The sequence below is a fragment of the Kitasatospora sp. NPDC091335 genome (genome assembly GCF_044757205.1).
Lineage (GTDB): Bacteria > Actinomycetota > Actinomycetes > Streptomycetales > Streptomycetaceae > Kitasatospora.
Map to the genome: position 1 here is coordinate 92,113 of NZ_JBIVUM010000002.1, position 23,242 is coordinate 115,354.

Genomic DNA, 23,242 nt, shown 5'->3' on the forward strand with positions numbered 1-23,242 from the left:
CAGGCGGTGAAAGCTCCGGTTTCTTTCGGCGGGCCGTCGAGCAGCGAGTGTACGTGGTCGAGGGGTGTTTGGTCGAACCTCTTCTTCCGGACCGGCCGCTCCCCCGGCGGATGTCCGGCCCGGCGGGGCTCCCGCCGACGGATCGCCGGGGCCACGATCCGGACGGGGGCGTACGGATGCCGATACCCCGATGCCCGGTCCGTCCCGGTTCTGCGACGATGCAGGCATGAGCGCTTCCACCCCGCAGCCCGACCAGTCCATCCGCCCCGCCGACCGCCGGGTCTCCGCCCGGATCGGCGCGATCGCCGAGTCCGCGACCCTCGCCGTGGACGCCAAGGCCAAGGCCCTCAAGGCGGCCGGCCGCCCGGTCATCGGCTTCGGCGCCGGCGAGCCCGACTTCCCGACCCCGGGCTACATCGTCGAGGCGGCCGTCGAGGCCTGCCGCGACCCGAAGAACCACCGCTACACCCCGGCGGGTGGCCTGCCCGAGCTGAAGGCCGCGATCGCCGCCAAGACGCTGCGCGACTCCGGCTACGAGGTGGACGCCTCCCAGGTGCTGGTCACCAACGGCGGCAAGCAGGCGATCTACGAGGCCTTCGCGGCGATCCTGGACCCGGGCGACGAGGTCATCATCCCGGCCCCGTACTGGACCACCTACCCGGAGTCGGTCCAGCTGGCCGGCGGCGTCCCGGTGGAGGTCGTCGCCGACGAGACCACCGGTTACAAGGTCTCGGTCGAGCAGCTGGAGGCCGCCCGCACCGAGAACACCAAGGTCGTGCTGTTCGTCTCGCCGTCCAACCCGACCGGCGCGGTGTACACCGAGGCCGAGGCGGAGGCGATCGGCCGCTGGGCCCTGGAGCACGGCCTGTGGGTGCTCACCGACGAGATCTACGAGCACCTGGTGTACGGCGACGCGACCTTCACCTCGCTGCCGGCCCTGCTGCCCGAGCTGGCCGACAAGTGCATCGTGGTCAACGGCGTCGCCAAGACCTACGCGATGACCGGCTGGCGGGTGGGCTGGGTGATCGGCCCCAAGGACGTCGTCAAGGCCGCGACCAACCTCCAGTCGCACGCCACCTCGAACGTCTCCAACGTCGCCCAGCGCGCCGCCCTGGCCGCCGTGGCCGCCGACCTGGACGCGGTCGCCGAGATGCGCGAGGCCTTCGACCGCCGCCGCAGGACCATCGTGCGGATGCTCAACGAGATCGACGGCGTGCTCTGCCCCGAGCCCGAGGGCGCCTTCTACGTCTACCCGTCGGTGAAGGACCTGCTGGGCAAGGAGATCCGCGGCAGGCGCCCGCAGACCTCCGGCGAGCTGGCCACCCTGATCCTGGACGAGGCCGAGGTCGCGGTCGTCCCGGGCGAGGCCTTCGGCACCCCCGGCTACCTGCGGCTCTCCTACGCGCTCGGCGACGCCGACCTGGTCGAGGGCATCAGCCGGGTCCAGAAGCTGCTCGGCGAGGCCCGCGACTGACCTCGGATTGCCGACGGACGTCAACCCGACGCCGGGGTTTCACCCGACGAACCGCCCCCTTTCACCCCTTCAGGGGATGGATAGGGGGCGGTTCCCGTTCGGGGGTCGGATACGGCAGTATCGGTGAATGGAACGCCTGTTGAACCCGCGAGACGTCAGGGACCTCCCGAAGGCCCACCTGCACCTGCACTTCACCGGCTCGATGCGGCCCGCCACCCTCCTGGAGCTGGCCGACAAGCACGGCGTCCGGCTGCCGGAGGCACTCAGCTCCGGCGAGCCGCCCAAGCTGCGGGCCACCGACGAACGCGGCTGGTTCCGCTTCCAGCGGCTGTACGACACCGCCCGCTCGGTGCTGCGGGACGAGGAGGACATCCGCCGGCTGGTCCTGGAGACCGCCGAGGACGAGCGGCGGGACGGCTCCCGCTGGCTGGAGATCCAGGTCGACCCGACCTCCTACGCGCCCCGGCTGGGCGGACTGATCCCGGCCCTGGAACTGATCCTGGACGCCGTGGAGCACGCCGCCGCGGCCACCGGGGTGGGCATCCGGGTCCTGGTCGCGGCCAACCGGATGAAGTCCCCGATGGACGCCAGGACGCTGGCCAGGCTGGCCGTCCGCTACGCCGACCACGGGGTGGTCGGCTTCGGCCTCTCCAACGACGAGCGCCGGGGCCTGGCCAGGGACTTCGACCGGGCCTTCGCGATCGCCCGCAGGGGCGGGCTGCTGGCCGCTCCGCACGGCGGCGAACTGTCCGGCCCCGAGTCGATCCGGGACTGCCTGGACGACCTGGGCGCCGGCCGGATCGGCCACGGCGTGCGGGCCGCCGAGGACCCCCGGCTGATGCAGCGGCTGGCGGACCGGCAGGTCACCTGCGAGGTCTGCCCGTCCTCCAACGTCTCGCTGGGCGTCTACGAGCACCCCGGGGAGGTGCCGCTGCGCCGGCTCTTCGACGCCGGGGTGCCGCTCGCGCTGGGCGCGGACGACCCGCTGCTGTTCGGCAGCCGACTGGTCGCCCAGTACGAGCTGGTCCGGGACGTGCTGGGCTTCTCCGACGCCGAACTCGCCGAGCTGGCACGGCAGTCGGTGCGCGGATCGGTCGCGCCGGAGGCCGTCCGCAAGGAGCTGCTGGCGGACATCGACGCCTGGCTGGCGGGCAGCCGTGCCCCCGCGGGCGCGGCCGCCGTACCCGCTTAGGGCCTGCCGCCGTAGCGGCTCAGAGCTTGACGCCCACCATCACCGGCTCGTTCACCAGCTCCACCCCGAAGGCCTCGCGGACCCCGTCCCGGATCTCCCGGGCCAGCGCCAGCAGGTCGTCGGCGGTGGCCGCGCCGCGGTTGGTGAGCGCCAGGGTGTGCTTGGTGGAGAGCGTCGCCGGGCCGGTGCCGTAGCCCTTGCCGAAGCCCGCCCGGTCGATCAGCCAGGCCGCCGAGGTCTTGGTGCGGCCCTCGGGCGCCGGGTAGGCGGGGGCGTCCGCCGCGCCGGGGCGGGTGCGGAAGGACTCGTACTGCGCGGCCGTGAGCACCGGGTTGGTGAAGAAGGAGCCGGCCGACCAGGTGTCGTGGTCCGCCGGGTCCAGCACCATGCCCTTGCCGGCGCGCAGCAGCAGCACCGCGTTCCAGGCCGTGCCGACCGCCACCCGCTCGCCCTGCTCGACGCCCAGGTGCCTGGCGGTCTCGGCGTAGCGGACGGGAGTGGAGAGCCCGCCGCCGTCCTCCAGCCGGAAGCGGACCCGCAGCACCACGTAGCGGTCCGGCTCCGCCTTGAAGCGGCTGTGCCGGTAGGAGAACGCGCACCCGTCGTTCGAGAGCGTGACCACCTCGTCGGCGGAGCGGTCGTACGCGACCACCTCGGTGATCGACTGCGCGACCTCCTGGCCGTACGCGCCCACGTTCTGCACCGGGGTGGCGCCCACCGAGCCGGGGATGCCGGCCAGGAACTCGATGCCCGCCAGCTCGTGGTCCAGCACGGTGCGGCGGACCACCTCGGACCAGTTCTCGCCGGCCGCGACCTCCAGGCCGGTGCCGTCCAGGACGAAGCCCTCGGTGGCGATCCGCAGCACGGTGCCGGGGAAGCCGGCGTCGCCGATCACCAGGTTGGAGCCGCCGCCGAGGACCAGCAGCGGCTCGCCGGCCGCGTCGGCCTCGCGGACGGCCGCGATCACCTCGTCGTCGGTGTGCGCGGTCACCAGGCGGCGGGCCGGGCCACCGAGCCGGAGCGTGGTCAGCGGGGCGAGGGGAGCGTCGTTTTCTACCAGCACGCCCACCAGCGTACGGGTGGCGGGGGTGCCCCCCGGCACCCCCGCCACCCGGCGGCCCTCAGATCCGCGCGGGCTCGGCCCGCTGCCCGGCCGGCTCCCCCGCCGCCGCGACCGGCGACTTGCGCCGCCGCGGGATGAACACCGCGGCCAGCGCCCCGAGCGCGACGGCTGCCGCGCCGACGTACAGCGCGGAGACCAACCCGTCCGTGAAGGCCCGCGCCGACTGGTAGCCGCCCTGTTCCGAGAACACCGCCGCGAGCACCGCGACCCCGAGCGCCCCGCCGACCTCGCGCAGCGCGTTGTTGGCGCCGGAGGCGATCCCCTGCTCCTGCGGCCTGACACTGGCCATCACCAGCTGGGCGGTCGGGCCGAAGTACAGCGACATGCCGATCCCGCTGATCACGATGGCCGGGATCTGGGCGACGTAGTCGAGGCCGGTGCTCCCGTCCGCGACCAGGGCGAACAGCGCCAGACCCGCGGCCTGCAACGCCAGCCCGGCGACCACGATCGGCCGGCCGCCGATCCGGTCGGAGACGATGCCCGCGACCGGCGAGACCAGCAGCGGCATCGCCGTCCAGGGCAGCATCCGGATGCCGGCCTCCTGCGGGCTGAAGCCGCCGACGCCCTGGAGGTACTGGCTGATCAGGAAGATCGAGCCGAACATCCCCAGGTACATCAGCAGGCTGGCCGCGTTGACGGCGGAGAAGGCCCGGCTGCGGAACAGCCGCATCGGCAGCATCGGGTGGGCGGCCACCCGCTGCTCGTACCAGACGAAGACGGCCAGCAGCAGGGTGCCGCCGATCAGGGTGCCGAGGACCAGCGGGCTGGTCCAGCCGTCCGGGTTGCCGCGGATCAGGCCGAGCACGATCCCGAACATCCCCAGGCTGACCAGCAGGGTTCCGGGCACGTCCAGGGCCCTGCCCTCGCCCCGGCTCTCGCCGAGCCGCAGGAAGGCCAGCGGCAGCAGGACGAGGCCGACCGGGACGTTCACCCAGAAGATCCACTGCCAGGAGAAGTGCTCGGTCAGCGAGCCTCCGATCAGCGGCCCGGCGGCGACGGCGAGGCCGCTGACCCCCGACCAGATGCCGAAGGCCAGCCCCCGCTTGGCCTCGGGCACGGCGGCGGTGAGCAGGGTGAGGGTGAGCGGCATCATCACCGCGGCCCCGGTGCCCTGCACGGCGCGGGCGGCGATCAGCTCACCGATGCCCGGGGACAGCGCGGCCGCGGCGGAGCCCGCGGTGAACACCGCCAGGCCGACCAGGAAGATCCGGCGGCGGCCGAAGCGGTCGCCGAGGGCGGCGCCGAACATCAACAGCACCGCGAAGCTGAGGGTGTAGGCGCTGACCGTCCATTCGAGGTCGGACAGCCCGCCGCCGAGCTCCTCGCGGATCGACGGCAGTGCGGTGGTGACCACCAGGTTGTCCAGCGCGGCCATGAAGCTCGCCACGCTGACGATCACCAGGGTCCAGATCGCGGCTCTGCCCAAGGCCGGTTTCTCCGTCATGACTTCTTCCCCCAGGTTCCTCTAGGTAGTTATTGCTCAATAACTTTGATGGGCCGAAAAGAGGCCGCACGGACACACCGCGCGGCCGGACTACTGCTCGGACGCCTTGCACTCGTCCAGACCGCTCCAGACCCGGTGGTCCTGCGGGTAGCCGAGCGCCACCAGGGTGTTGATCAGCATGCCGTGCGCGAAGAACCGCGTGGCGTCCTTCACGTCACCGCCGATCCTGACCCTCACCCGGTCGAACAGGTCCGCCCAGAGCCGCCGGGCGGCCTCGCCGACCTCCTCCTCGCCGGCCGCCCTCGCCGCGGAGACCGAGACGTAGATCTGCATCTGCATCATCAGCTGGTCACGGTCCTCGACCAGGCCCATGTACGCGACGGACATCGCCTCGGCGGCCTCCTCGCCGGACAGCCCGGCCGAGGCCTCGTCGAAGACCCGCCAGGTCTCCTCGACGCAGCGTTCGGCGGCCGCGGCGAAGATCGCCTGCTTGCCAGGGAACAATCGGAACAGGTACGGCTGCGAGACGCCCACCCGGCGGGCGATCGCCTCCGTGGAGGTGCCGTGGTACCCACCCCTGGCGAACTCGGTCAGGGCGGCCCGGACGACGCTCTCGCGCCGCTCCTCCGCGCTCATCCTGATGCTCGACTTCGCCATGGGTACCAAGTTAGTGGTCAATCACTATCAGCACAAGACCCGCGGCCGCGGCCGGAGCTCCCGTGGGTACGGGGCTCCGGCCGCCGCGCCGTCCGGCCGGGCGAGCCGCTCAGCCGAGCCGGACGACGGCCCGGGCCATGCCGAGCACCTTCAGGCCGCCCGTGGTGGCCAGCAGGTCGACCTGCACCCGGCCGCCGTCCAGCTTCTTGGCGACCTTGGCCGTGACCTCGACCACCGCGCCCACCCCGTCGTTCGGCACCGGCACCGGGCGGGTGAAGCGCACGCCGTACTCGACCACCGCGGCCGGGTCGCCGACCCAGTCGGTGACCACCCGGATCGCCTCGGCCATGGTGAACATGCCGTGCGCGATCACGTCCGGCAGCCCGACCTCCAGGGCGAACTTCTCGTTCCAGTGGATCGGGTTGAAGTCACCGGAGGCGCCCGCGTACCGCACCAGCGCGTCGCGGGTCACCGGGAAGGACTGCGCCGGCAGCTCGGTGCCGGCCTCGACCTCGTCGTAGCTGATCGCCATCGCGCTCACTCCCCCGCCTCGTCGGCGGCCCGGGCCACCAGGGTCATGACCGACGTCACCACGTGCTCGCCGGTCGCGTCCGTCACCTCGCCACGCACGGTGAGCACGTCATTGCCCGCCAGTGACTTGATGTTGTCGATGGTCACCGCGACCGACAGCCGGTCACCGGCCCGCACCGGGCGGGTGTAGGCGAACTTCTGGTCTCCGTGCACCACCCGGCTGAAGTCCAGGCCCAGCTCCGGGTCCTCGACCACCTGGCCGGCCGCGCGGTAGGTGATCACGAACGGGAAGGTCGGCGGGGCGATCACATCGGGGTGGCCCAGTTCCTTCGCCGCCTCCGGGTCGGTGTACGCCGGGTTGGCGTCGCCGATCGCGGCCGCGAACTCGCGGATCTTCTCCCGGCCGACCTCGTACGGCTCGGTGGGCGGGTAACTACGCCCGATGAAGGAGGGGTCGAGCGCCATGGCAGCTCCTCGTCACGCGGATGGATACGAAAAAGACTCCGGACCGCACCCCTGTGAGGGATGCGGTCCGGAGTCGAAGACCTGGTGTCACACAGGCCCGTTGCCCTGCGAGAGGGTCAGCGGGTCTCGCGGTGCGCGGTGTGCGAGTTGCAGCGGGGGCAGTGCTTCTTCATCTCAAGACGGTCCGGGTCGTTACGCCGGTTCTTCTTGGTGATGTAGTTCCGCTCCTTGCACTCCACGCAGGCCAGCGTGATCTTCGGGCGGACATCGGTGGCAGCCACGGGAGTGCCTTCCTTGGACAACGAATAAGAACACGACAAGAGTAGCCGACCGGGAGTGCGATCTCCCGACCGACTACGCGGGGTAGCGGTGACCGGACTTGAACCGGTGACACAGCGATTATGAGCCGCTTGCTCTACCAACTGAGCTACACCGCCACAGTGATCCGCGGCACAGCCGAAGCTGACCGTTTCTCACCGAGCCCCCATGCGGAATCGAACCGCAGACCTTCTCCTTACCATGGAGACGCTCTACCGACTGAGCTATAGGGGCGAACGAGGAAGAGATTACACGTTCCGCGCCCGGAGGTGAAATCCGTATCCCGCGGCGAAGACCGCAGGTGGGCAAGGGGTACGGACGAACGATCCAAGGCCCGGCGTTCGATCGGCCCCCGAGCCCCGCGGCCCGACCCGATACGACTATTGCCCGCCTCCCGGCGCCCCGCCCCCCGGGCCCATAGGCTCGACGCTCATTGATCGGGAGGACTGGCCGGCGGTACCGGCCAGCCGTACGGGGGCCGACCGCACGGGCCGCCCCGAGAAGGAGCCGGCGATGGACAGCGCAGCCGCCGACGGGCCGCACTCCGGGCCCGGCCCGGCGGCCAACCCGCTCGGGCACGGCCCCGTCCTGCTGCTCACCGGCGCCCGGCTGGCCGACGGGCGGGTGGTGGACGTCAGGATCAGCGGCGACCGGATCCAGGCGGTCGGCACCGTCGGCAGCCTCGGCCCGCTGCCCGCCCTGCCCGGCGCTCCCACCGTCACCACCGGCGCCCGGATCGACCTGCGCGGCTACCTGCTGCTGCCGGCCCCCGCCGAGGCGCACGCCCACTACGACGCCGCCTTCTCCGCCGCCCTGTCCACCCCGCCGCCGGACACCCCGGCCGACCTCACCCGCAGGGTCACCGAGGCCGCGCTGACCTCCCTCGGCTACGGCGCCACCGCCCAGCGCACCCACGTCCGGATCGGCGACGTGCACGGGCTGCGCCGGCTGGAGGCGGTGCTCACCGCCCGGCAGGCGCTGCGCGGGCTGGCCGAGCTCCAGGCGGTGGCGATGCCCCGGCTGCTCACCGGACGGGCCGGCGCGGACGGCCGGGCCCAGCTGCGCGACGCGCTCAAGCTGGGCGCCACCGCGGCCGGCGGCTGCCCCGAACTGGACCCGGACCCGGCCGGCTACGTCCAGCTGCTGCTGGAGGCGGCGCGGGAGGCGGACTGCCCGGTGGACCTGCACACCAGCGCCGCCGACCCGGTCCAACTCGCCCGAATGGCAGGGGCGTTGGCGCCCCTGCGGCCACGGGTGACGCTCGGCCCGTGCGGAGCGCTGCCCCGGGGCGCGTCGACCGTGCTGGCGACCAGCGGAGTGCGGGTGGTCTGCCTGCCGCAGAGCGGCTGCTGCACCGGGATCGAAGGCCGGACGACGGGCCTGCGGCCCGGCCTGGTACGGGAGTTGGCGGACGCCCGGGTGCCGCTGGCGGCGGGCAGCGGGGCGCTGCGCGATCCGTCCAACCCGGTCGGCCGGGCCGATCCCCTGGAGTCGGCCTATCTGCTGGCGGCCGGCGGGCAGCTGGACCCGCAGGAGGCGTACGACGCGGTGGCGAACCGGGCCCGGGCGGCACTCGGCCTGCCGCCGGTCCGGGTGGACGCCGGGTTCCCCGCGGAGCTGCTGGCGGTGCGCGGGGACAGCCTGTCCGGGGCGCTCGCGGGCGGGCACAGCCGGCTGGTGGTGCACAGCGGCCGGGTGGTCAGCCGGACCAGCGCGGTGCGGGAGTTCGCGGACACGGTGGCGCTGGCGCTGCCCCGGCAGTCCGGCGGCACCGACTGCTGAGCCGGGGGCGGAGACAGATGGGGGCGCGCGACGAGTGTCGCGCGCCCCTCCCCCACCTGCCGGCCGTCCATGGACGGCTGCTCGAACGGCCCCAGGCCTCCCCCACACGGAGCAGGGCCGCTCGGTACGACACTGACGCTACGCCCGCGAAGCACCGCCACCGGACGGCCTTGACGCCCTCCTGTCGCCCGGAGAGCCGCTCTTGACGGCTCGTTGACGGCGCGCGCCGACGACCGCGCGCCGGTCCGTCACGGCACGTACCAGTCCTTCACGGCACGTACCGGTACCCGATCCCCGGCTCGGTGATCAGGTGCCGCGGCCGGGCCGGGTCGCGCTCCAGCTTGCGGCGCAGCCCGGCGAAGTAGACCCGCAGGTAGTTGCCGCGCCCCTCCTGGGCCGGGCCCCACACCTCGCGCAGGATCTGCCTCCCCGGCACCAGCCGGCCGGGGTCGGCGAGCAGCAGGGCGAGGATGCGCCACTCGGTCGGGGTGAGCCGGACCGGGCCGTTCGGGCCGTTCACCGTGGTGGCCGCGAGGTCCACGGTGTGGTCGCCGATCACCGGCCGGCCCGGCGGCGGGCCGGTCTGCGGCCGGCGCAGCACGGCGCGCAGCCGGGCCAGCAGTTCGTCCATCAGGAACGGCTTGGTGAGGTAGTCGTCGGCCCCCGCGTCCAGGGCGCCCACCTTGTCGGCGGCGTCGGTCCGGCCGGAGAGCACGATGATCGGCATCGCGCTGCGGGTGCGCAGACCGCGCAGCACGTCCATCCCGTCGAGGTCGGGCAGGCCGAGGTCGAGCAGGACGGCGTCCGGGACGGAGTGCGCGGCGCGGTCGAGCGCCTCGCCGCCGCTGGCGGCGGTGCGGACGGCGTACTGCCGGGCGCTGAGGTTGATCCGCAGGGTGCGCAGCAGGGCGGGCTCGTCGTCGACGACCAGGATCTCACTCATGCGGTGGCTCCTCTCGGAGGGCTCCGGGGTCTCCGGGCTCGACTGAAGTGCGCTCGACGGGAGTGCGCTCGACGGGAGTGGGTCCGGTGGGAGCGGGCTCGGCGGGAGCGGGCTCGGCGGCGGCAGGGTCCGCGGCGGGCAGGGTGAGCAGCATGGTGGTGCCGCCGCCCGGGGTGTCCTCGACCTCCAGGCTGCCGCCCATCGCCTCGGCGAGGCCGCGGGAGAGGGCGAGGCCGAGGCCGACGCCGGTGGTGTTGTCGGTGTCACCGAGGCGCTGGAAGGGCAGGAAGACCCGGTCGCGGTCCTCCGGGGCGATGCCGGGGCCGCGGTCGATCACCCGGATCTCGACCTGGTCGGCGTGGTGGCTGGCGGTGACCAGGACGGGTGCGCCGGGGGCGTTGTACCTCAGCGCGTTGGTGATCACGTTGGCGAGCACCCGCTCCAGCAGCGGCGGGTCGGCGAGCACCGGCGGGACGGTGTCGAAGTCGAGCGGCTGGACCGGGGCGTACGGGTCGGGGAGGCTGTCGAGCGCCCGGGGCAGGATCTCGTCCAGGTGGGTCACGGTGAGGTGCAGGGTGAGCGCGCCGGCCTGGAGGCGGCTCATGTCGAGCAGGTTGTCGACCAGCCGGGTGAGCTTGACCAGCGACTCGTCGGCGGTGGCGAGGAGTTCGGCCTGGTCCTCGGGCGAGAACTCGACGTCGGGGCTGCGCAGCGAGCCGACCGAGGCGAGGGCGGCGGCCAGCGGGGTGCGCAGGTCGTGGCTGACGGCGGCGAGCAGGGCGGTGCGCATCCGGTCGGCCGCCTTGATCGGCTCGACCTCGGCGGCGGCCACGGCCAGCCGGTCGCGTTCCAGCGCGGCGGCGACGTGGGCGGCGAAGGCGGTCAGCACCCGCTGGTCGGCGGCGGGCAGCCGGCGGCCGGTGAGCACCAGGACGGCGTCCGCGCCGACCGGGACCTCGGTGGTCTCGTGCGGCCCGGCACCGTCGCCCCTGGGGTCGTCCTCCCGGCACGCGAGCACCTCGCCGTCGGCCCGGGAGAGCAGGGCGACGGCCCGCATGCCGAAGGCCGTCCTGGACTTCTCCAGCAGGGCGGGCAGCGCGTCGGCGCCGCGCAGCACGCTGCCGGCCAGCGTGGAGAGGGTCTCGGCCTCGGCGGTGGCCCTGGCGGCCCGGCTGGTGAGCCGCCCGGCGTGGTCGACCACGGTGGAGACGGTGAGCCCGATGGCCGCGAAGACCACCAGGGCGACGATGTTGTTGGTCTCGCCGATGGTCAGGCTGTGGATCGGCGGGATGAAGTAGTAGTTGAGCAGCACCGAGGCGACGACCGAGGCCACCAGGGCCGACACCGCGCCGCCGAGCAGGGCGACGATGACCACGCCGAGCTGGAAGATCAGCGCGTCGGTGGTCAGGTTGATGCTGTGGTCGGCCTGCGAGAGCAGGACGGTGAGCAGCCAGGGCAGCGCGAGGCCGGCCAGGTAGCCGGCGATGGTGCGGGGCCGGGAGTGCCGGCGGCCGAGCGAGGGCAGCCGGCCGCGGCCGGTGAACTCGTGGGTGACCATGTGGACGTCGATGTCCTCGGAGTCGTCCACGGTGGTCTGCCCGGTACCGGGGCCGGTGAGGAAGCGGTTGATCCGGCCGCGGCGGCTGGTGCCGAGCACCAGCTGGGTGGCGTGGTGGGCGCGGGCGAAGGCGAGCAGCGCGGTGGGGACGTCGTCGCCGACCACCACGTGGTAGCTGCCGCCGAGGGTCTCCACCAGCTGCCGCTGCTGGGCGAGCGCGGCGGAGGAGGCGCCGGCCAGGCCGTCGCTGCGGGAGACGTGGACGGCCAGCAGTTCGCCGCCGGCCGTCCGGTCGGAGATCCGGGCGCCGCGGCGGATCAGGGTCTCGCCCTCGGGGCCGCCGGTGAGGGCGACCACGACCCGCTCGCGGGTCTCCCAGACCCGGTCGATGTTGTGGCTGGCCCGGTAGTCGCGCAGGCCCTCGTCCACCCGCCCGGCCACCCAGAGCAGGGCGAGTTCGCGCAGGGCGGTCAGGTTGCCGACCCGGAAGTAGTTGGAGAGCGCGGCGTCCACCTTCTCCGCCTGGTAGACGTTGCCGTGGGCCATCCGGCGGCGCAGTGCCTGCGGGGCCATGTCGACGAGTTCGATCTGGTCGGCCCGGCGGACCACCTCGTCCGGGACGGTCTCGCGCTGCGGGATACCGGTGATCTTCCGGACGACGTCGTTCAGCGATTCCAGGTGCTGGATGTTGACGGTGGTGATGACGTCGATCCCGGCGGCGAGCAGTTCCTCGACGTCCTGCCAGCGCTTGGCGTGCCGGCCGCCGGGGATGTTGGTGTGCGCCAGCTCGTCCACCAGCACGACGGCGGGGTGGCGGGCGAGCACGCCGTCGAGGTCCATCTCCTCGAACTCGGCGTCCCGGTAGGAGCGGTGGGCCCGCGGCAGGACCTCCAGGCCGGCCAGCATGGCCTCGGTGCGGCGCCGGCCGTGGCACTCGATGAACCCGACCACGACATCGGCCCCGCGCTCCTGTCTGCGCCGGGCCTCGTCCAGCATCCGGTAGGTCTTGCCGACCCCCGGCGCGGAGCCGAGGTACACCCTCAGCCGGCCGCCGCGGATTCCGGTGCCGGGGGTGAGGTCGCGGGCCATGGGCGCTGCTCTTTCCATCGGGAGGCGGTGCACGTCTGCGGACGCGGGCCGGCCGGCCCGGGTGCGGGAGGAGTCCCCCGCACCCGGGCCGGCCCGGTCACCCACATATCTGAGGTGATGTCACTTCTGCTCGCTGAGCGCCTTGTTGAGCAGGAGGACGTTGACGCCCGCGGCGCCGAGGAAGCCGAGCGAGCGGCTCTCGGTGGACTCGTCGACGAGCTTGTTCACCGTCTCCACCGGCAGGTCGCGGTTCCTGGCGACCCGGTTCACCTGCTCCTTGGCGTACGCGACGGAGATGTGCGGGTCGAGGCCGGAGCCGGAGGCGGTCAGCGCGTCGGCCGGCACGCTCGCCGGGTCGACGCCGTCGAACGCGGCGACGGCGGCGCGGCGGTCCTCGACGGCCTTCAGCAGGTCCTCGTTGTTCGGGCCGAGGTTGCTCGCGCTGGAGGAGGACGCGTCGTAGCCGGTCCCGGCCGCGGAGGGACGGGGCTGGAACCACTTCGGGTCCGGCCTGGCCTCCTCCTCCGGGTCGCCGGGGTCGGTCTTCGGGAGGTCGAAGCTCTGGCCGATCAGGCTGGAGCCGACCTCCTTGCCGTCGGCCTTGACCGGTGAGCCGTTCGCCTTGTCGGTGAAGGCGACCTGGGAGATGCCGGTGACCAGCAGCGGGTAAGCGATCCCGAGGATCACGGTCAGCACCAGGAGTGCTCGCAGGGCCGTGAAGTGGGTCCGCACGGCGGTCGGCAGGGGCTTGGACATGGTTTTCTCTCCTTCCCCGTCAGCTGAGGCCGGGAATGAACTGGACGATCAGGTCGATCAGCTTGATGCCGACGAACGGCACCACCAGGCCGCCGAAGCCGTAGACGCCGATGTTGCGGCGCAGCAGCGAGCCGGCGTCGGACGGGCGGTAGCGCACGCCGCGCAGGGCGAGCGGGATCAGGCCGATGATGACCAGGGCGTTGAAGATGATCGCCGAGGTGATCGCGGACTGCGGGCTGTGCAGGCCCATGATGTTGAGGTGGCTCAGGCCCGGGTACACCCCGGCGAACATCGCGGGGATGATCGCGAAGTACTTGGCCACGTCGTTGGCGATCGAGAAGGTGGTCAACGCGCCGCGGGTGATCAGCAGTTGCTTGCCGATCTCGACGATCTCGATCAGCTTGGTCGGGTTGGAGTCCAGGTCGACCATGTTGCCGGCCTCCTTGGCCGCCATGGTCCCGGTGTTCATCGCGACGCCGACGTCGGCCTGGGCGAGCGCGGGGGCGTCGTTGGTGCCGTCGCCGGTCATCGCGACCAGCTTGCCGCCCTCCTGCTCCTTCTTGATCAGGGCCATCTTGTCCTCGGGCGTGGCCTCGGCGAGGAAGTCGTCCACGCCGGCCTCCTCCGCGATCGCCTTGGCGGTCAGCGGGTTGTCACCCGTGATCATGATGGTCTTGATGCCCATCCGGCGGAGTTCGTCGAAGCGCTCCCGCATGCCCTCCTTGACGACGTCCTTGAGGTGGATGACCCCGAGGACGCGGGCCGGCCCGGTGCCGACCCTGGTCGCCACCACCAGCGGGGTGCCGCCGGCGGCGGAGATCCCGTCGACCAGGGCGGAGACCTCGTCGCCGACCGAACCGCCGTTCTCGGCGACCCAGTTGGAGACGGCGCCGGCCGCGCCCTTGCGGACCTGGCGGAGGCCGCCCGCCCGTCGCCCGCCGCCGCTGTTGTTGTCCGGGTCGCCTCGCTCCGCGCCTTCCGTTCCCGCAGGCCCGGCTTCCGCCAGGTCGACGCCCGACATCCGGGTCTGGGCGGTGAACGGGACCCAGGTGGCGTGGGTCAGCTCGCCCTGGGTGCGGGCCCGCAGACCGTACTCGGTCTTGGCGAGGACCACGATCGAGCGGCCCTCGGGGGTCTCGTCCGCGAGCGAGGACAGCTGCGCGGCGTCGGCCAGTTCGTCGGTGGACACGCCCGGGGCGGGCAGGAACTCGGCGGCCTGGCGGTTGCCCAGGGTGATGGTGCCGGTCTTGTCGAGCAGCAGGGTGTTGACGTCGCCGGCGGCCTCGACGGCGCGGCCGGACATCGCCAGCACGTTGCGCTGGACCAGCCGGTCCATGCCGGCGATGCCGATCGCGGAGAGCAGCGCGCCGATGGTGGTCGGGATGAGCGCCACGATCAGGGCGACCAGGACGATCATCGACTGCGGGGCGCCCGCGTAGGTCGCCATCGGCTGGAGCGTGACGACCGCGACCAGGAAGACGATGGTCAGCGAGGCCAGCAGGATGTTGAGCGCGATCTCGTTCGGCGTCTTCTGCCGGGCGGCACCCTCGACCAGGGCGATCATCCGGTCGATGAACGACTTGCCGGGCTCCGAGGCGATCTTCACCACGATCCGGTCGGACAGCACCTTGGTGCCGCCGGTCACCGCGGAGCGGTCACCGCCGGACTCGCGGATCACCGGCGCGGACTCGCCGGTGATCGCCGACTCGTCGACGCTCGCGACGCCCTCGACCACGTCGCCGTCTCCGGGGATGACCTGCCCGGCCTCGACCACCACGTGGTCGCCGAGCCGCAGCGCGGTGCCCGGCACCTCCTCCTCGGCGTCCGTGGACGGCCAGTTCGTGAGCCGGCGGGCGACGCTCTCGGTCTTGGTCCTGCGCAGGGTGTCGGCCTGGGCCTTGCCGCGGCCCTCGGCGACGGCCTCCGCCAGGTTGGCGAAGACCGTGGTGAGCCAGAGCCAGACGGTGATGGCCCAGGCGAACACGGACGGGTCGGCGATCGCGGACACGGTGGTGACCACCGAGCCGACCTCGACCACGAACATCACCGGGTTCTTGACCATCACCCGGGGGTCGAGCTTCCTCACCGCGTCCGGCAGGGACGCGAGTATCAGCTTCGGGTCGAGCAGGCCGCTCGACACTCTGTGCGGCGCGGCGGGCTCCGCCTTGTCGGCTGGTGCGGGGGTGAGCGTTGGGGTGGACATCAGGAGGAGAGACCTTCCGCGATCGGCCCGAGAGCCAGGGCCGGGAAGTAGGTGAGGCCGACGACGATCAGGATCACGCCCGACAGCAGGCCCACGAACAGCGGCTTGTGGGTGGGCAGGGTGCCCGGGGTGGCCGGGACCGGCTGCTGCTGGGCGAGCGCGCCGGCCAGCGCCAGGACGAAGACGATCGGCAGCAGCCGGCCGAAGATCATCGCCAGGCCGAGCGCGGTGTCGTACCAGTCGGTGTTGACGGTGATGCCGCCGAAGGCCGAGCCGTTGTTGTTGGAGGCGGAGGTGAAGGCGTACAGCACCTCGGAGAAACCGTGGGCGCCCGAGTTGAGCATCCCGGCCCGCTCGCCCGGCAGCGCCATCGCCACGCCCGTACCGACCAGCACGATCGTCGGCGTGGTGAGGATGTACAGCGAGGCGAACTTCATCTCCCGGCCGCCGAGCTTCTTGCCCAGGTACTCGGGGGTGCGGCCGACCATCAGGCCGGCGACGAACACCGCGACGACCGCCAGCACCAGCATGCCGTACAGGCCGGAGCCCACACCGCCGGGCGCGATCTCGCCCAGCATCATGTCGAAGACCGTCAGCCCGCCGCCGAACGGCGTGTACGAGTCGTGGAAGGAGTTCACCGCGCCGGTCGAGGTCAGCGTCGTCGAGGCGGCGAACAGCGAGCTGGCGGCGATGCCGAAGCGCTGCTCCTTGCCCTCCATCGCGGCGCCCGCGGCCTGGAGTGCGCTGCCGTGGTGCTGGGACTCGGCGAGGGTCAGCAGGGCCGTCGAGGCGATCCAGAACAGGCCCATCACGGCGACGATCGCGTAGCCCTGGCGGTTGTCCCCGACCATCCGGCCGAAGGTCCGCGGCAGCGCGAACGGGATCACCAGGATCAGGAAGATCTCGACCAGGTTGGTGAAACCGGTCGGGTTCTCGAACGGGTGCGCCGAGTTGGCGTTGAAGAAGCCGCCGCCGTTGGTGCCGAGCAGCTTGATGACCTCCTGGGAGGCCACCGGGCCGCCCGGGATCTTCTGCACCTCGCCCGCGAGGGTGGTGACCTCGTGGAAGCCGTGGAAGTTCTGGATCACGCCGTTGGCGGCCAGGACCAGGGCGAAGACGATCGAGACCGGCAGCAGCAGGCGCAGGTTGATCCGGGTGAGGTCCACCCAGAAGTTGCCGACCCGGTCGGTCCTGTTGCGGGTGAAGCCCCGGACCAGCGCGGCGACGACGGAGATGCCGACGGCGGCGGAGACGAAGTTCTGCACCGCCAGGCCCGCCATCTGCGCCACCTGGCCCATCGCGGACTCGCCGCCGTAGGACTGCCAGTTGGTGTTGGCGACGAACGAGATCGCGGTGTTCCAGGCCTGGTGGCCCTCCATCTGCGGAACGCCCAGGTTCAGCAGCAGGTGGCCCTGGAGGCGGATCAGGCCGTAGAGGAAGAGGACGGAGACGGCCGAGAAGGCCAGCACCGAGCGGAGGTAGACCGGCCAGCGCTGATCGGCGTCGCCGTCGACGCCGATCAGCTTGTAGATGCCGCGTTCGACTCTGAGGTGCTTGGCGGAGGTGAGGAGCTTGGCGATGTAGTCGCCGAGGGGGCGGTAGCACAGGGCCAGCGCGCCGACGAGGGCGACGGCCTGGAGCCAGCCCGCGAGAGTGGATCCCATGTCAGAACTTCTCCGGGAAGATCAGCGCCACGACGAGATAGCCGACGAGGGCGACGGCCACGATCAGACCAGCGATGTTCTCGACGCTCACAGCTTCTCCACCCCCCGCGCGATCAGGGCGATGACGGCGAACACGGCGACCGTGACACCGACGTAGATGAGATCGGACATGGGCTCCACCAGAGCGGTTCGGGAGATGCCGCGACCTGGGCCCGAGGGCACGCGCGGCGCCGGCGGACGACCGGCAGATGCAGCAAAGCAGCCGTCAGAGGCGCGTTATGAGGCCCTGACGCCCTCCATACGGGTGACAGCGCGACGTTGACGCGACGTTGACGGGTGCTTCACCGGACCGAGACCGTCGTGATCGGGCCGAGATCCGGGCCGGGGTGCGGGCCGGGGTGCGGGTGGTGGTCCGCGCCGGGGTTCGGGCCTGGGTTCGGGCGGTGGCCCTGGTCCGCGCCGTCGCCAGGAAAGCCGCGGGCCCCGGGCGGCGGGCTGCCGCCCGGGGCCGTCCGGGGCCGTCCGGGGCCTGTCGGGGCCGTCCGGGGCCTGTCGGGGCCGTTCGTGGTGGTCACCGATCGCGGTCACCGACCGTGGTCACCGCTCGCGGTCACATCCGCATGCGCAGCCGGCAGACCACCGCGTCGGTGTGCCGGCGCAGGGCGCGGTCGATCACGGCGCCGCGCCGGTTCTGGAGCGCCCGCTGCCACCAGCGGGCCGGCTCCACCTCGGGGATCAGCACGGTCAGCCGGTCGTAGGCGTGCTCCGCCCCCAGCTCGTTGACGAAGTCCGCGATCGGCCGGCCCAGCCGGCGGTGCGCGTCCGGGAGCTCCACCAGCGGCACGCCCGGCTGCCACAGCTCCCAGTCCCGGCGCAGCGCCTCGGCCGCGGCCGGCTCGTGCACCACGGTCACCGCCATGACCTCGTCGCCGAGCGAGAGCGCCGCCGACAGGCCGTCCCTGGTCAGCCGGGTGATCGCGGTCACCGGGACGACGACCAGGCTGCGCTGCCTGGTCACCGGTCCCGGCACCCGGCCGAGTTCCAGCCGCTCGCCGATCCGCGCGTAGCTGCGGTGGACCGCCTCGAACAGCAGCACCAGCAGCGGCAGGGCCACCACGATGCCCCAGGCGCCCTCGGTGAACTTGGTGCCGGTGACGACCAGCGCCGCGACGCCGGTGAGCAGCGCGCCGAAACCGTTCAGCGCGGCCTTCCACCGCCAGCCGGAGGGCCGGTGCGACAGCCAGTGCCGGACCATGCCGACCTGGCAGATGGTGAAGCCGACGAACACGCCGATCGAGAACAGCGGCACCAGGCTGTTGACGTCCCCGCCGGAGCCGGCCAGCAGCGCCGCCGACACCCCGGCCAGGAACAGCACGCCGTACCGGTACACCTGGCGGTCGGCGCGCAGCGCGAACAGGTGCGGGAGGTGGTTGTCCCTGGCGAGCAGGTCGAGCAGCACCGGCAGCCCGCCGAAGGAGGTGTTGGCGGCCAGCCCGAGCAGCACCACGGTGGCGAACTGGACGACGTAGAAGCCGAAGCCGTGGCCGAGCGAGGCGTCGGCGAGCTGGGCGAGCACGGTGACGCCCTCCACCGGCTGGAGGTGGAAGCGCCCGATCAGCACGGCCAGCCCGATCAGCATCACGCCGAGCAGGGCGCCGAGCGCGACCTCGGTGTGCTGCGCGCGCCTGACCCGCGGGGTGCGGAAGGAGGGGACGGCGTTGGCCACCGCCTCCACCCCGGTCAGCGCGGAGCAGCCGGCCGCGAAGGCCTTGAGCAGCAGCAGCGCGCCGACGGTGGAGGCGTTCTCGGCGAGCGTCGAGGCGTGGCCGGCGGCGGCCGCGGTGCTGGCCGGGGCGTCCCGGAGCAGGCCGGCCACGATGATCGTCAGGATGGAGAGGACGAAGACGGCCGTCGGCGCCATGAACCAGCGCGCCGACTCGGCGATCCCGCGCAGGTTCACCGCGGTGACCAGCGCCAGCACGCCCAGGCAGAGCCAGACCCGGTCGCCGAACAGGCCGGGTACGGCCGAGGTGAGCGCGGCCACGCCGGCCGTGACGGATACCGCGACGTTCAGGACGTAGTCGACGACCAGCGAGGCGGCCGCGGTCAGTGCGGTCCTGCGGCCCAGGTGCGCCTTGGCCACCGCGTAGGAGCCGCCGCCGTCCGGGAACGCCGCGATCACCTGGCGGTAGGAGGCGACCAGCACCGCCAGCAGCACGGCGATCGCCGCGGTGACCGGCAGCGTGAAGCCCAGCCCGTACGCACCGGCGGCGGCCAGCACCAGCACGATCGACTCCGGCCCGTACGCGACCGAGGCCATGGCGTCCAGCGAGAGCGCGGCCAGTCCGCCGAGCGCGCTGAGCCGGTGCCGCTCGTCGCCCGTACCGGTATCAGGCGGCTCGGGTTCGGCCGTGACGGCCGCAGTGGTGATGGCGCTGGACATCGGACGGGACCTCCGCAGTCGGTGAGTTGGTCCGATCCTGCGGTCCACACTCCCGCCGCCCCGCGGGCCCTACGCGTTCCTGACGCCGCCACGAGCGCCCCTGACGCCCTCTTGATGCCTCCACGAGGCAACCGCCGCGCCACTCCGGGCGCCGCCCGGTAGCTGTTGGCGGGGGTGGGGCGAGCCGTTGTCCCGGCGGTCGCCGGCTGGGAAGACGATCAGCTCTGTCGAAGGACTCCCACCCCCGGCACCCCACTCTGCTGCCTGAAACCCGTAATTGCAAGCAATGTGCAATAAGTTCGCCCGGAAGCCCGTCCGGGGTGCGACGAGGGGACGGCGGGGAGCGGCGGGGCACCCGGACGGCGCACGGGCGGCCCGGGGCAAACAGAACAGCCCCTGTCTGCGTTTCCGCAGATCAGGGGCTGTTCTCTATCCTGTGGCTGGTGCAGGGTTCGAACCTGCGTAGCTTACGCGGCAGATTTACAGGCCGCTGACCAGGGACGCTCTGACCTGCGGACTCTTGATCGCGGGCCGCGCCTGGTCCGCCCCTGGTCCGGATCATGGTTTCGGCGCCCCCGTGCCACCCCACCTTCGCGAGCACCCAACGGGCCGCGTCGGGCTGCGATCTCCGCTGCCCGACGCGGCCCTCCTGTGTTTCACCTCACGCCCCGCCGACCGGATTGCCGACTCCGAGGTCGAGCCTGGCCTGCGCGTGATAGGCGTTAAGCAACTCGACCAAGGCAGAGCCGTTCGGCACTGCGGTGTGCTCGCGGGCGGCGATCTCGATCTCCCACAGCACGGTGTTGACCGCCTTCGCCGCCTCCACCGCAGCCGGACTCGCGAGCAGGACGAGCGTCTCGAAGAGCGCCGACCGCTGGATCTCCGCTTGCTCCATCGTCGCCAGGAACTCCGCCCGCGCCGTCGACCCCGCCTCGGCCTGTCTGGCCCGCTTGGCGACTGAGTCGATCTCCTTCACGCAGGTCGCGTACTGCACGTAGGTGTCGAGCTTCCGCTCGTCCCACCGCGCGGCCATCAGCCGGCGGTGCTTGGTCCGCTCTGCCCACCCGGTGGCCACGAACGAGGTGAGCGCACCCAGCAGGACGCCCACCAGCGTGACGATCTGAGTAATCACCATCCAGAACCTACCGACGCCACACGCCTCACAAAAGAGCACAGGTTCCGCGACGAACTCCCTGCGAAGGCCTTCCGGTTGCGGCCAGGGTCGAGGCCGCAACCGGATTGGCTTCACCCGAAGTGCCGCAACATCGCGGACGCGAGGTGCTGGCCGGTGGTAGTCAGCGCGCCAGTGACCAGCGCGATGACTAGCGGTCGCCCGCGTCGCCACCACTGCCCCCACGGGTCGGGAGTGGCGGGAGTCGACAGAGGCCCGACGATCACGCGTACGACCAGGCCTCGCGCCGACTTGGAAGGCAGCTGCATAGGCATGCCGAATCCTCCTGGGAGGTAGGGGAGTTGCCCCGATCGGGGTGCCATGAACGTAGCGCGGTTCCTGGCCGGCCGTTTGGGTCGGTTGAAGATCAAAAACGCCCATGAAGCGTGCAGTTCGCGCGTGCGCGCGCGCGCGAGGATATTCGTTATCTCGACGTTATGAATATCCCAGGATGGGTGCTACTTCTTCCGGCGCTTCCGCCTGCGTCGCCGTTGCTTGGCTGGCTGGAGCCGGTAGGGGTACTGCTCGCCTTCCCACCTGATCCGGACGTACCGAAGCTTGCCTTCGGCCGGCGGCTGCCAGTCCCGTCCGTTCCACTCGGCTCGGCGCTCTGCCATGACCGCCAAGGCTTCGTCCCTCAGCTTGGCGCTCCAACTGTTGCGGCCCTGGGTGGTCCACTTTGCTGGAGTCATCCGCAGTCCGCTGCGAACCTGCTCCACGCGAGCCTGTCGCGCGGCCTGGCGAACGATCCGGTCAACAGTGGCATACCAGCGTTCGACCGTTCCAAGCGTGTACCCACTGAGGTCTACGACGTCTTCGGGTGCAACACCGCGCTGCCAAGCAAGCCCTGCAGCTTGTTCAGCCTGGCGCGCCAGAGCACGGTCGGCATCCGCCAGACGATGCCGGGCCTGCTTGACGGCCCGGAGGGCCGTTTTCGCGTCATCGAGAGTCACGCTCGCGACGCGAGCCCGGCGCGCACGTTTCACCCATCCCTCGATGGTTCGACTGCTGTAGCCGGTCAGCTCCGTGGCCTCATCTGGCTTGATGCCAGAGAGAAGCGCGACTGCGACGGCCTCGCGTGCCGCTCTCACAAGGTCAGCAGTCTGCTGCCTAAGTGAGGCACGCTCCTGCGAGATTCTCTCCAAGTCGGCTTTGATCTGTGCGACAGCATCGTCAACTTCGCCGGGTGCCATGGTGCCCAATCATGCCGATCTCTATACGGGACGGTAGCTACCTCAAAAGAAGAGATCGACATGCCGACGCCTACTTTCGAAATCCTTCCACGCCCGAAGGTTACTCGTATCAAAAGAGCCCATTCCTTCGAGGCCTGCCATCCCGAAATATCCGGCCAATCCGTGATATCTGCCATCTAGATGGGAAAGGCGCCGAAGCGCATATGCGATCATCCTTCCAATAGGAGACGTATCGACACTTTTTCCGTCAAATCCAGTGAACGATGGGCCCGAATAGTAGCTGATAACTCCCGGACCGTAGACATCCTCATCCGAATCTGTGCGAAGAACCCATGATCCCAGATCTGCAATGCACAAAAAGTCGAGCGAGTTATTTGGGTGGCCGACATGAGTTCTATCACCCTCTGCAAGCATGCCCGAGATCGCGTCCACCACTTCCAGCTTGTCAGCTTTCCATGAGTGAGAGTGAGCCACTAGTCCGTAAGTTACTTCCTTCCCATGCGCCCTATAGATGGCCTCTTTTGCGCGACTGGCGCTTGCGATCGTCTTCTCGATATGCTGCGCCTTCAGGGTCGACTTGCACTCAAAGATGGCCATCACCTCCGAAGCGAGATGCATCTTCTTAGTCAGCATTCCGCGCGGATAAAGGGGAGAAAGGGCCACGATATCGACTTGATCAGTCGCCTCTCCGTCGCCGCAAAGAACTCGCCCCTTCGTGGCGATTTGCAAATCCCCGGGGAGCCACTTCCTTAAGAGTGACGCCCAATTCTCTTCGCCTTCATCCCCGGCCGTCCCTGGATCTTCCATGGCACGTGCACGGATTCGCTCATATTCGAGCTGCATTTCCATGGTTGCCTGCTTGAAATAGGAAACTAGCTCCCGCTGGCTCACTACTCTCCCCTCGTGCCCATATCGGCCGGTTCATCAATTCTGTCACCGCGCGTGCAGCATGTCTGCAGAATCAGGAGATCGACTAACCCGTCGAGAGCTGCGCTGGCGAGTGATCGCGGCTCAGCAGAAGCCCTACGCGCAGGGCTCTCTGCGCCCCCGAGGGGCCAGCCTGGCTGCTGGCTGCCTCGCCGAGTGAGTACCCGTGATCCAGTAGAACGGCATTCAGCATGCGACCCGGAAGGCTCAGATGACAGATGTTTTATCGAGGGACGGCGGCGGCGGATGTGTCGCCACGATGTCGCTCATGCCTCGACGTTTCGGGCACCGAACATCAGGAGCTTGAAC

The 23,242-nt window shown here is 71.2% G+C and carries 19 protein-coding genes and 2 tRNA genes; 4 read left to right on the plus strand and 17 right to left on the minus strand.

Annotated elements, in window-relative coordinates; genetic code table 11:
- The first annotated feature begins 226 nt into the window (after nucleotides 1-226).
- Entirely contained in the window at nucleotides 227-1,474 is a 1,248-nt protein-coding gene (locus ACIQOW_RS05215; protein WP_401079941.1) for a pyridoxal phosphate-dependent aminotransferase, read from the plus strand.
- A 127-nt stretch (nucleotides 1,475-1,601) separates the two neighbouring features.
- Entirely contained in the window at nucleotides 1,602-2,666 is a 1,065-nt protein-coding gene (locus ACIQOW_RS05220) for an adenosine deaminase (RefSeq protein WP_401079943.1), read from the plus strand.
- Nucleotides 2,667-2,685: 19 nt separating this feature from the next.
- Here the strand turns inward: ACIQOW_RS05220 and ACIQOW_RS05225 are convergent, their stop codons facing one another.
- The 8 genes from ACIQOW_RS05225 to ACIQOW_RS05260 form a co-directional block, all read right to left on the minus strand.
- Nucleotides 2,686-3,729, minus strand: a complete 1,044-nt coding sequence (locus ACIQOW_RS05225; protein ID WP_401079945.1) for a UDP-N-acetylmuramate dehydrogenase — start codon at nucleotides 3,727-3,729, stop codon at nucleotides 2,686-2,688.
- Between the two features lie 58 nt (nucleotides 3,730-3,787).
- Nucleotides 3,788-5,233, minus strand: coding sequence for an MFS transporter (locus ACIQOW_RS05230; protein WP_401079947.1), 1,446 nt, complete (start codon nucleotides 5,231-5,233; stop codon nucleotides 3,788-3,790).
- 90 nt (nucleotides 5,234-5,323) lie between these two features.
- Nucleotides 5,324-5,890: a TetR/AcrR family transcriptional regulator gene (locus ACIQOW_RS05235; protein ID WP_401079949.1), complete on the minus strand. Its 567-nt coding sequence runs from the start codon at nucleotides 5,888-5,890 to the stop codon at nucleotides 5,324-5,326.
- A 109-nt stretch (nucleotides 5,891-5,999) separates the two neighbouring features.
- Complete coding sequence (locus tag ACIQOW_RS05240) at nucleotides 6,000-6,422, minus strand: MaoC family dehydratase (RefSeq protein WP_188295368.1); 423 nt, start codon at nucleotides 6,420-6,422, stop codon at nucleotides 6,000-6,002.
- A gap of 5 nt (nucleotides 6,423-6,427) precedes the next feature.
- Nucleotides 6,428-6,886 (minus strand): MaoC family dehydratase N-terminal domain-containing protein, encoded by a 459-nt coding sequence (locus tag ACIQOW_RS05245; protein ID WP_401079952.1) that lies wholly within the window; start codon nucleotides 6,884-6,886, stop codon nucleotides 6,428-6,430.
- Nucleotides 6,887-7,002: 116 nt separating this feature from the next.
- Complete coding sequence (rpmG, locus tag ACIQOW_RS05250) at nucleotides 7,003-7,167, minus strand: 50S ribosomal protein L33 (protein WP_006604855.1); 165 nt, start codon at nucleotides 7,165-7,167, stop codon at nucleotides 7,003-7,005.
- 83 nt (nucleotides 7,168-7,250) lie between these two features.
- A tRNA-Met gene (locus tag ACIQOW_RS05255) sits at nucleotides 7,251-7,323 on the minus strand.
- A 42-nt stretch (nucleotides 7,324-7,365) separates the two neighbouring features.
- A tRNA-Thr gene (locus tag ACIQOW_RS05260) sits at nucleotides 7,366-7,438 on the minus strand.
- A gap of 279 nt (nucleotides 7,439-7,717) precedes the next feature.
- Between ACIQOW_RS05260 and ACIQOW_RS05265 the strand changes: the two genes are divergently transcribed.
- Nucleotides 7,718-8,986, plus strand: a complete 1,269-nt coding sequence (locus ACIQOW_RS05265; RefSeq protein ID WP_401079954.1) for a hydrolase — start codon at nucleotides 7,718-7,720, stop codon at nucleotides 8,984-8,986.
- A 268-nt stretch (nucleotides 8,987-9,254) separates the two neighbouring features.
- On the opposite strand, the gene ACIQOW_RS05270 is transcribed toward ACIQOW_RS05265, so the two are convergent.
- The 8 genes from ACIQOW_RS05270 to ACIQOW_RS05305 form a co-directional block, all read right to left on the minus strand.
- The gene (locus ACIQOW_RS05270; RefSeq protein WP_188295365.1) at nucleotides 9,255-9,929 is read right to left on the minus strand and encodes a response regulator; all 675 of its coding nucleotides are present in this window, start codon (nucleotides 9,927-9,929) and stop codon (nucleotides 9,255-9,257) included.
- Nucleotides 9,922-12,576: an ATP-binding protein gene (locus tag ACIQOW_RS05275; RefSeq protein WP_401079956.1), complete on the minus strand. Its 2,655-nt coding sequence runs from the start codon at nucleotides 12,574-12,576 to the stop codon at nucleotides 9,922-9,924. The genes ACIQOW_RS05270 and ACIQOW_RS05275 overlap by 8 nt, the downstream gene beginning before the upstream one ends.
- 120 nt (nucleotides 12,577-12,696) lie before the next feature.
- Complete coding sequence (gene kdpC / locus ACIQOW_RS05280; RefSeq protein WP_401079958.1) at nucleotides 12,697-13,332, minus strand: potassium-transporting ATPase subunit KdpC; 636 nt, start codon at nucleotides 13,330-13,332, stop codon at nucleotides 12,697-12,699.
- Nucleotides 13,333-13,351: 19 nt separating this feature from the next.
- A complete protein-coding gene (kdpB, locus tag ACIQOW_RS05285) occupies nucleotides 13,352-15,535 on the minus strand; it encodes a potassium-transporting ATPase subunit KdpB (protein WP_401079960.1) in 2,184 nt (727 codons plus the stop codon).
- Nucleotides 15,535-17,199: a potassium-transporting ATPase subunit KdpA gene (gene kdpA / locus ACIQOW_RS05290; RefSeq protein WP_401079962.1), complete on the minus strand. Its 1,665-nt coding sequence runs from the start codon at nucleotides 17,197-17,199 to the stop codon at nucleotides 15,535-15,537. The genes kdpB and kdpA overlap by 1 nt, the downstream gene beginning before the upstream one ends.
- A 1-nt stretch (nucleotide 17,200) precedes the next feature.
- A complete protein-coding gene (kdpF, locus tag ACIQOW_RS05295) occupies nucleotides 17,201-17,290 on the minus strand; it encodes a K(+)-transporting ATPase subunit F (protein ID WP_035794954.1) in 90 nt (29 codons plus the stop codon).
- A gap of 519 nt (nucleotides 17,291-17,809) precedes the next feature.
- Nucleotides 17,810-19,642, minus strand: a complete 1,833-nt coding sequence (locus ACIQOW_RS05300; RefSeq protein WP_401079965.1) for an APC family permease — start codon at nucleotides 19,640-19,642, stop codon at nucleotides 17,810-17,812.
- A 661-nt stretch (nucleotides 19,643-20,303) separates the two neighbouring features.
- Complete coding sequence (locus tag ACIQOW_RS05305) at nucleotides 20,304-20,777, minus strand: hypothetical protein (RefSeq protein WP_401079967.1); 474 nt, start codon at nucleotides 20,775-20,777, stop codon at nucleotides 20,304-20,306.
- A gap of 422 nt (nucleotides 20,778-21,199) precedes the next feature.
- Here ACIQOW_RS05305 and ACIQOW_RS05310 point away from each other — a divergent pair, with 422 nt between their 5' ends.
- On the plus strand, nucleotides 21,200-21,931 hold the full coding sequence (locus ACIQOW_RS05310) for a hypothetical protein (protein WP_401079969.1): 732 nt from the start codon (nucleotides 21,200-21,202) through the stop codon (nucleotides 21,929-21,931).
- Between the two features lie 117 nt (nucleotides 21,932-22,048).
- Here the strand turns inward: ACIQOW_RS05310 and ACIQOW_RS05315 are convergent, their stop codons facing one another.
- The gene (locus ACIQOW_RS05315; RefSeq protein WP_401079971.1) at nucleotides 22,049-22,897 is read right to left on the minus strand and encodes a DUF6602 domain-containing protein; all 849 of its coding nucleotides are present in this window, start codon (nucleotides 22,895-22,897) and stop codon (nucleotides 22,049-22,051) included.
- Between the last annotated feature and the right edge of the window lie 345 nt (nucleotides 22,898-23,242).

What these genes read in the sequence shown, in the direction of transcription:
- ACIQOW_RS05245 (WP_401079952.1), bottom strand. Translation starts at nt 6,886, where the DNA reads ATGGCGCTCGACCCCTCCTTCATCGGGCGTAGTTACCCGCCCACCGAG.
- ACIQOW_RS05235 (WP_401079949.1), bottom strand. Translation starts at nt 5,890, where the DNA reads ATGGCGAAGTCGAGCATCAGGATGAGCGCGGAGGAGCGGCGCGAGAGC.
- ACIQOW_RS05215 (WP_401079941.1), top strand. Translation starts at nt 227, where the DNA reads ATGAGCGCTTCCACCCCGCAGCCCGACCAGTCCATCCGCCCCGCCGAC.
- kdpB (WP_401079960.1), bottom strand. Translation starts at nt 15,535, where the DNA reads ATGTCCACCCCAACGCTCACCCCCGCACCAGCCGACAAGGCGGAGCCC.
- ACIQOW_RS05300 (WP_401079965.1), bottom strand. Translation starts at nt 19,642, where the DNA reads ATGTCCAGCGCCATCACCACTGCGGCCGTCACGGCCGAACCCGAGCCG.
- ACIQOW_RS05265 (WP_401079954.1), top strand. Translation starts at nt 7,718, where the DNA reads ATGGACAGCGCAGCCGCCGACGGGCCGCACTCCGGGCCCGGCCCGGCG.
- ACIQOW_RS05275 (WP_401079956.1), bottom strand. Translation starts at nt 12,576, where the DNA reads ATGGCCCGCGACCTCACCCCCGGCACCGGAATCCGCGGCGGCCGGCTG.
- ACIQOW_RS05305 (WP_401079967.1), bottom strand. Translation starts at nt 20,777, where the DNA reads ATGGTGATTACTCAGATCGTCACGCTGGTGGGCGTCCTGCTGGGTGCG.
- ACIQOW_RS05230 (WP_401079947.1), bottom strand. Translation starts at nt 5,233, where the DNA reads ATGACGGAGAAACCGGCCTTGGGCAGAGCCGCGATCTGGACCCTGGTG.
- ACIQOW_RS05240 (WP_188295368.1), bottom strand. Translation starts at nt 6,422, where the DNA reads ATGGCGATCAGCTACGACGAGGTCGAGGCCGGCACCGAGCTGCCGGCG.
- ACIQOW_RS05220 (WP_401079943.1), top strand. Translation starts at nt 1,602, where the DNA reads ATGGAACGCCTGTTGAACCCGCGAGACGTCAGGGACCTCCCGAAGGCC.
- kdpA (WP_401079962.1), bottom strand. Translation starts at nt 17,199, where the DNA reads ATGGGATCCACTCTCGCGGGCTGGCTCCAGGCCGTCGCCCTCGTCGGC.
- kdpC (WP_401079958.1), bottom strand. Translation starts at nt 13,332, where the DNA reads ATGTCCAAGCCCCTGCCGACCGCCGTGCGGACCCACTTCACGGCCCTG.
- ACIQOW_RS05270 (WP_188295365.1), bottom strand. Translation starts at nt 9,929, where the DNA reads ATGAGTGAGATCCTGGTCGTCGACGACGAGCCCGCCCTGCTGCGCACC.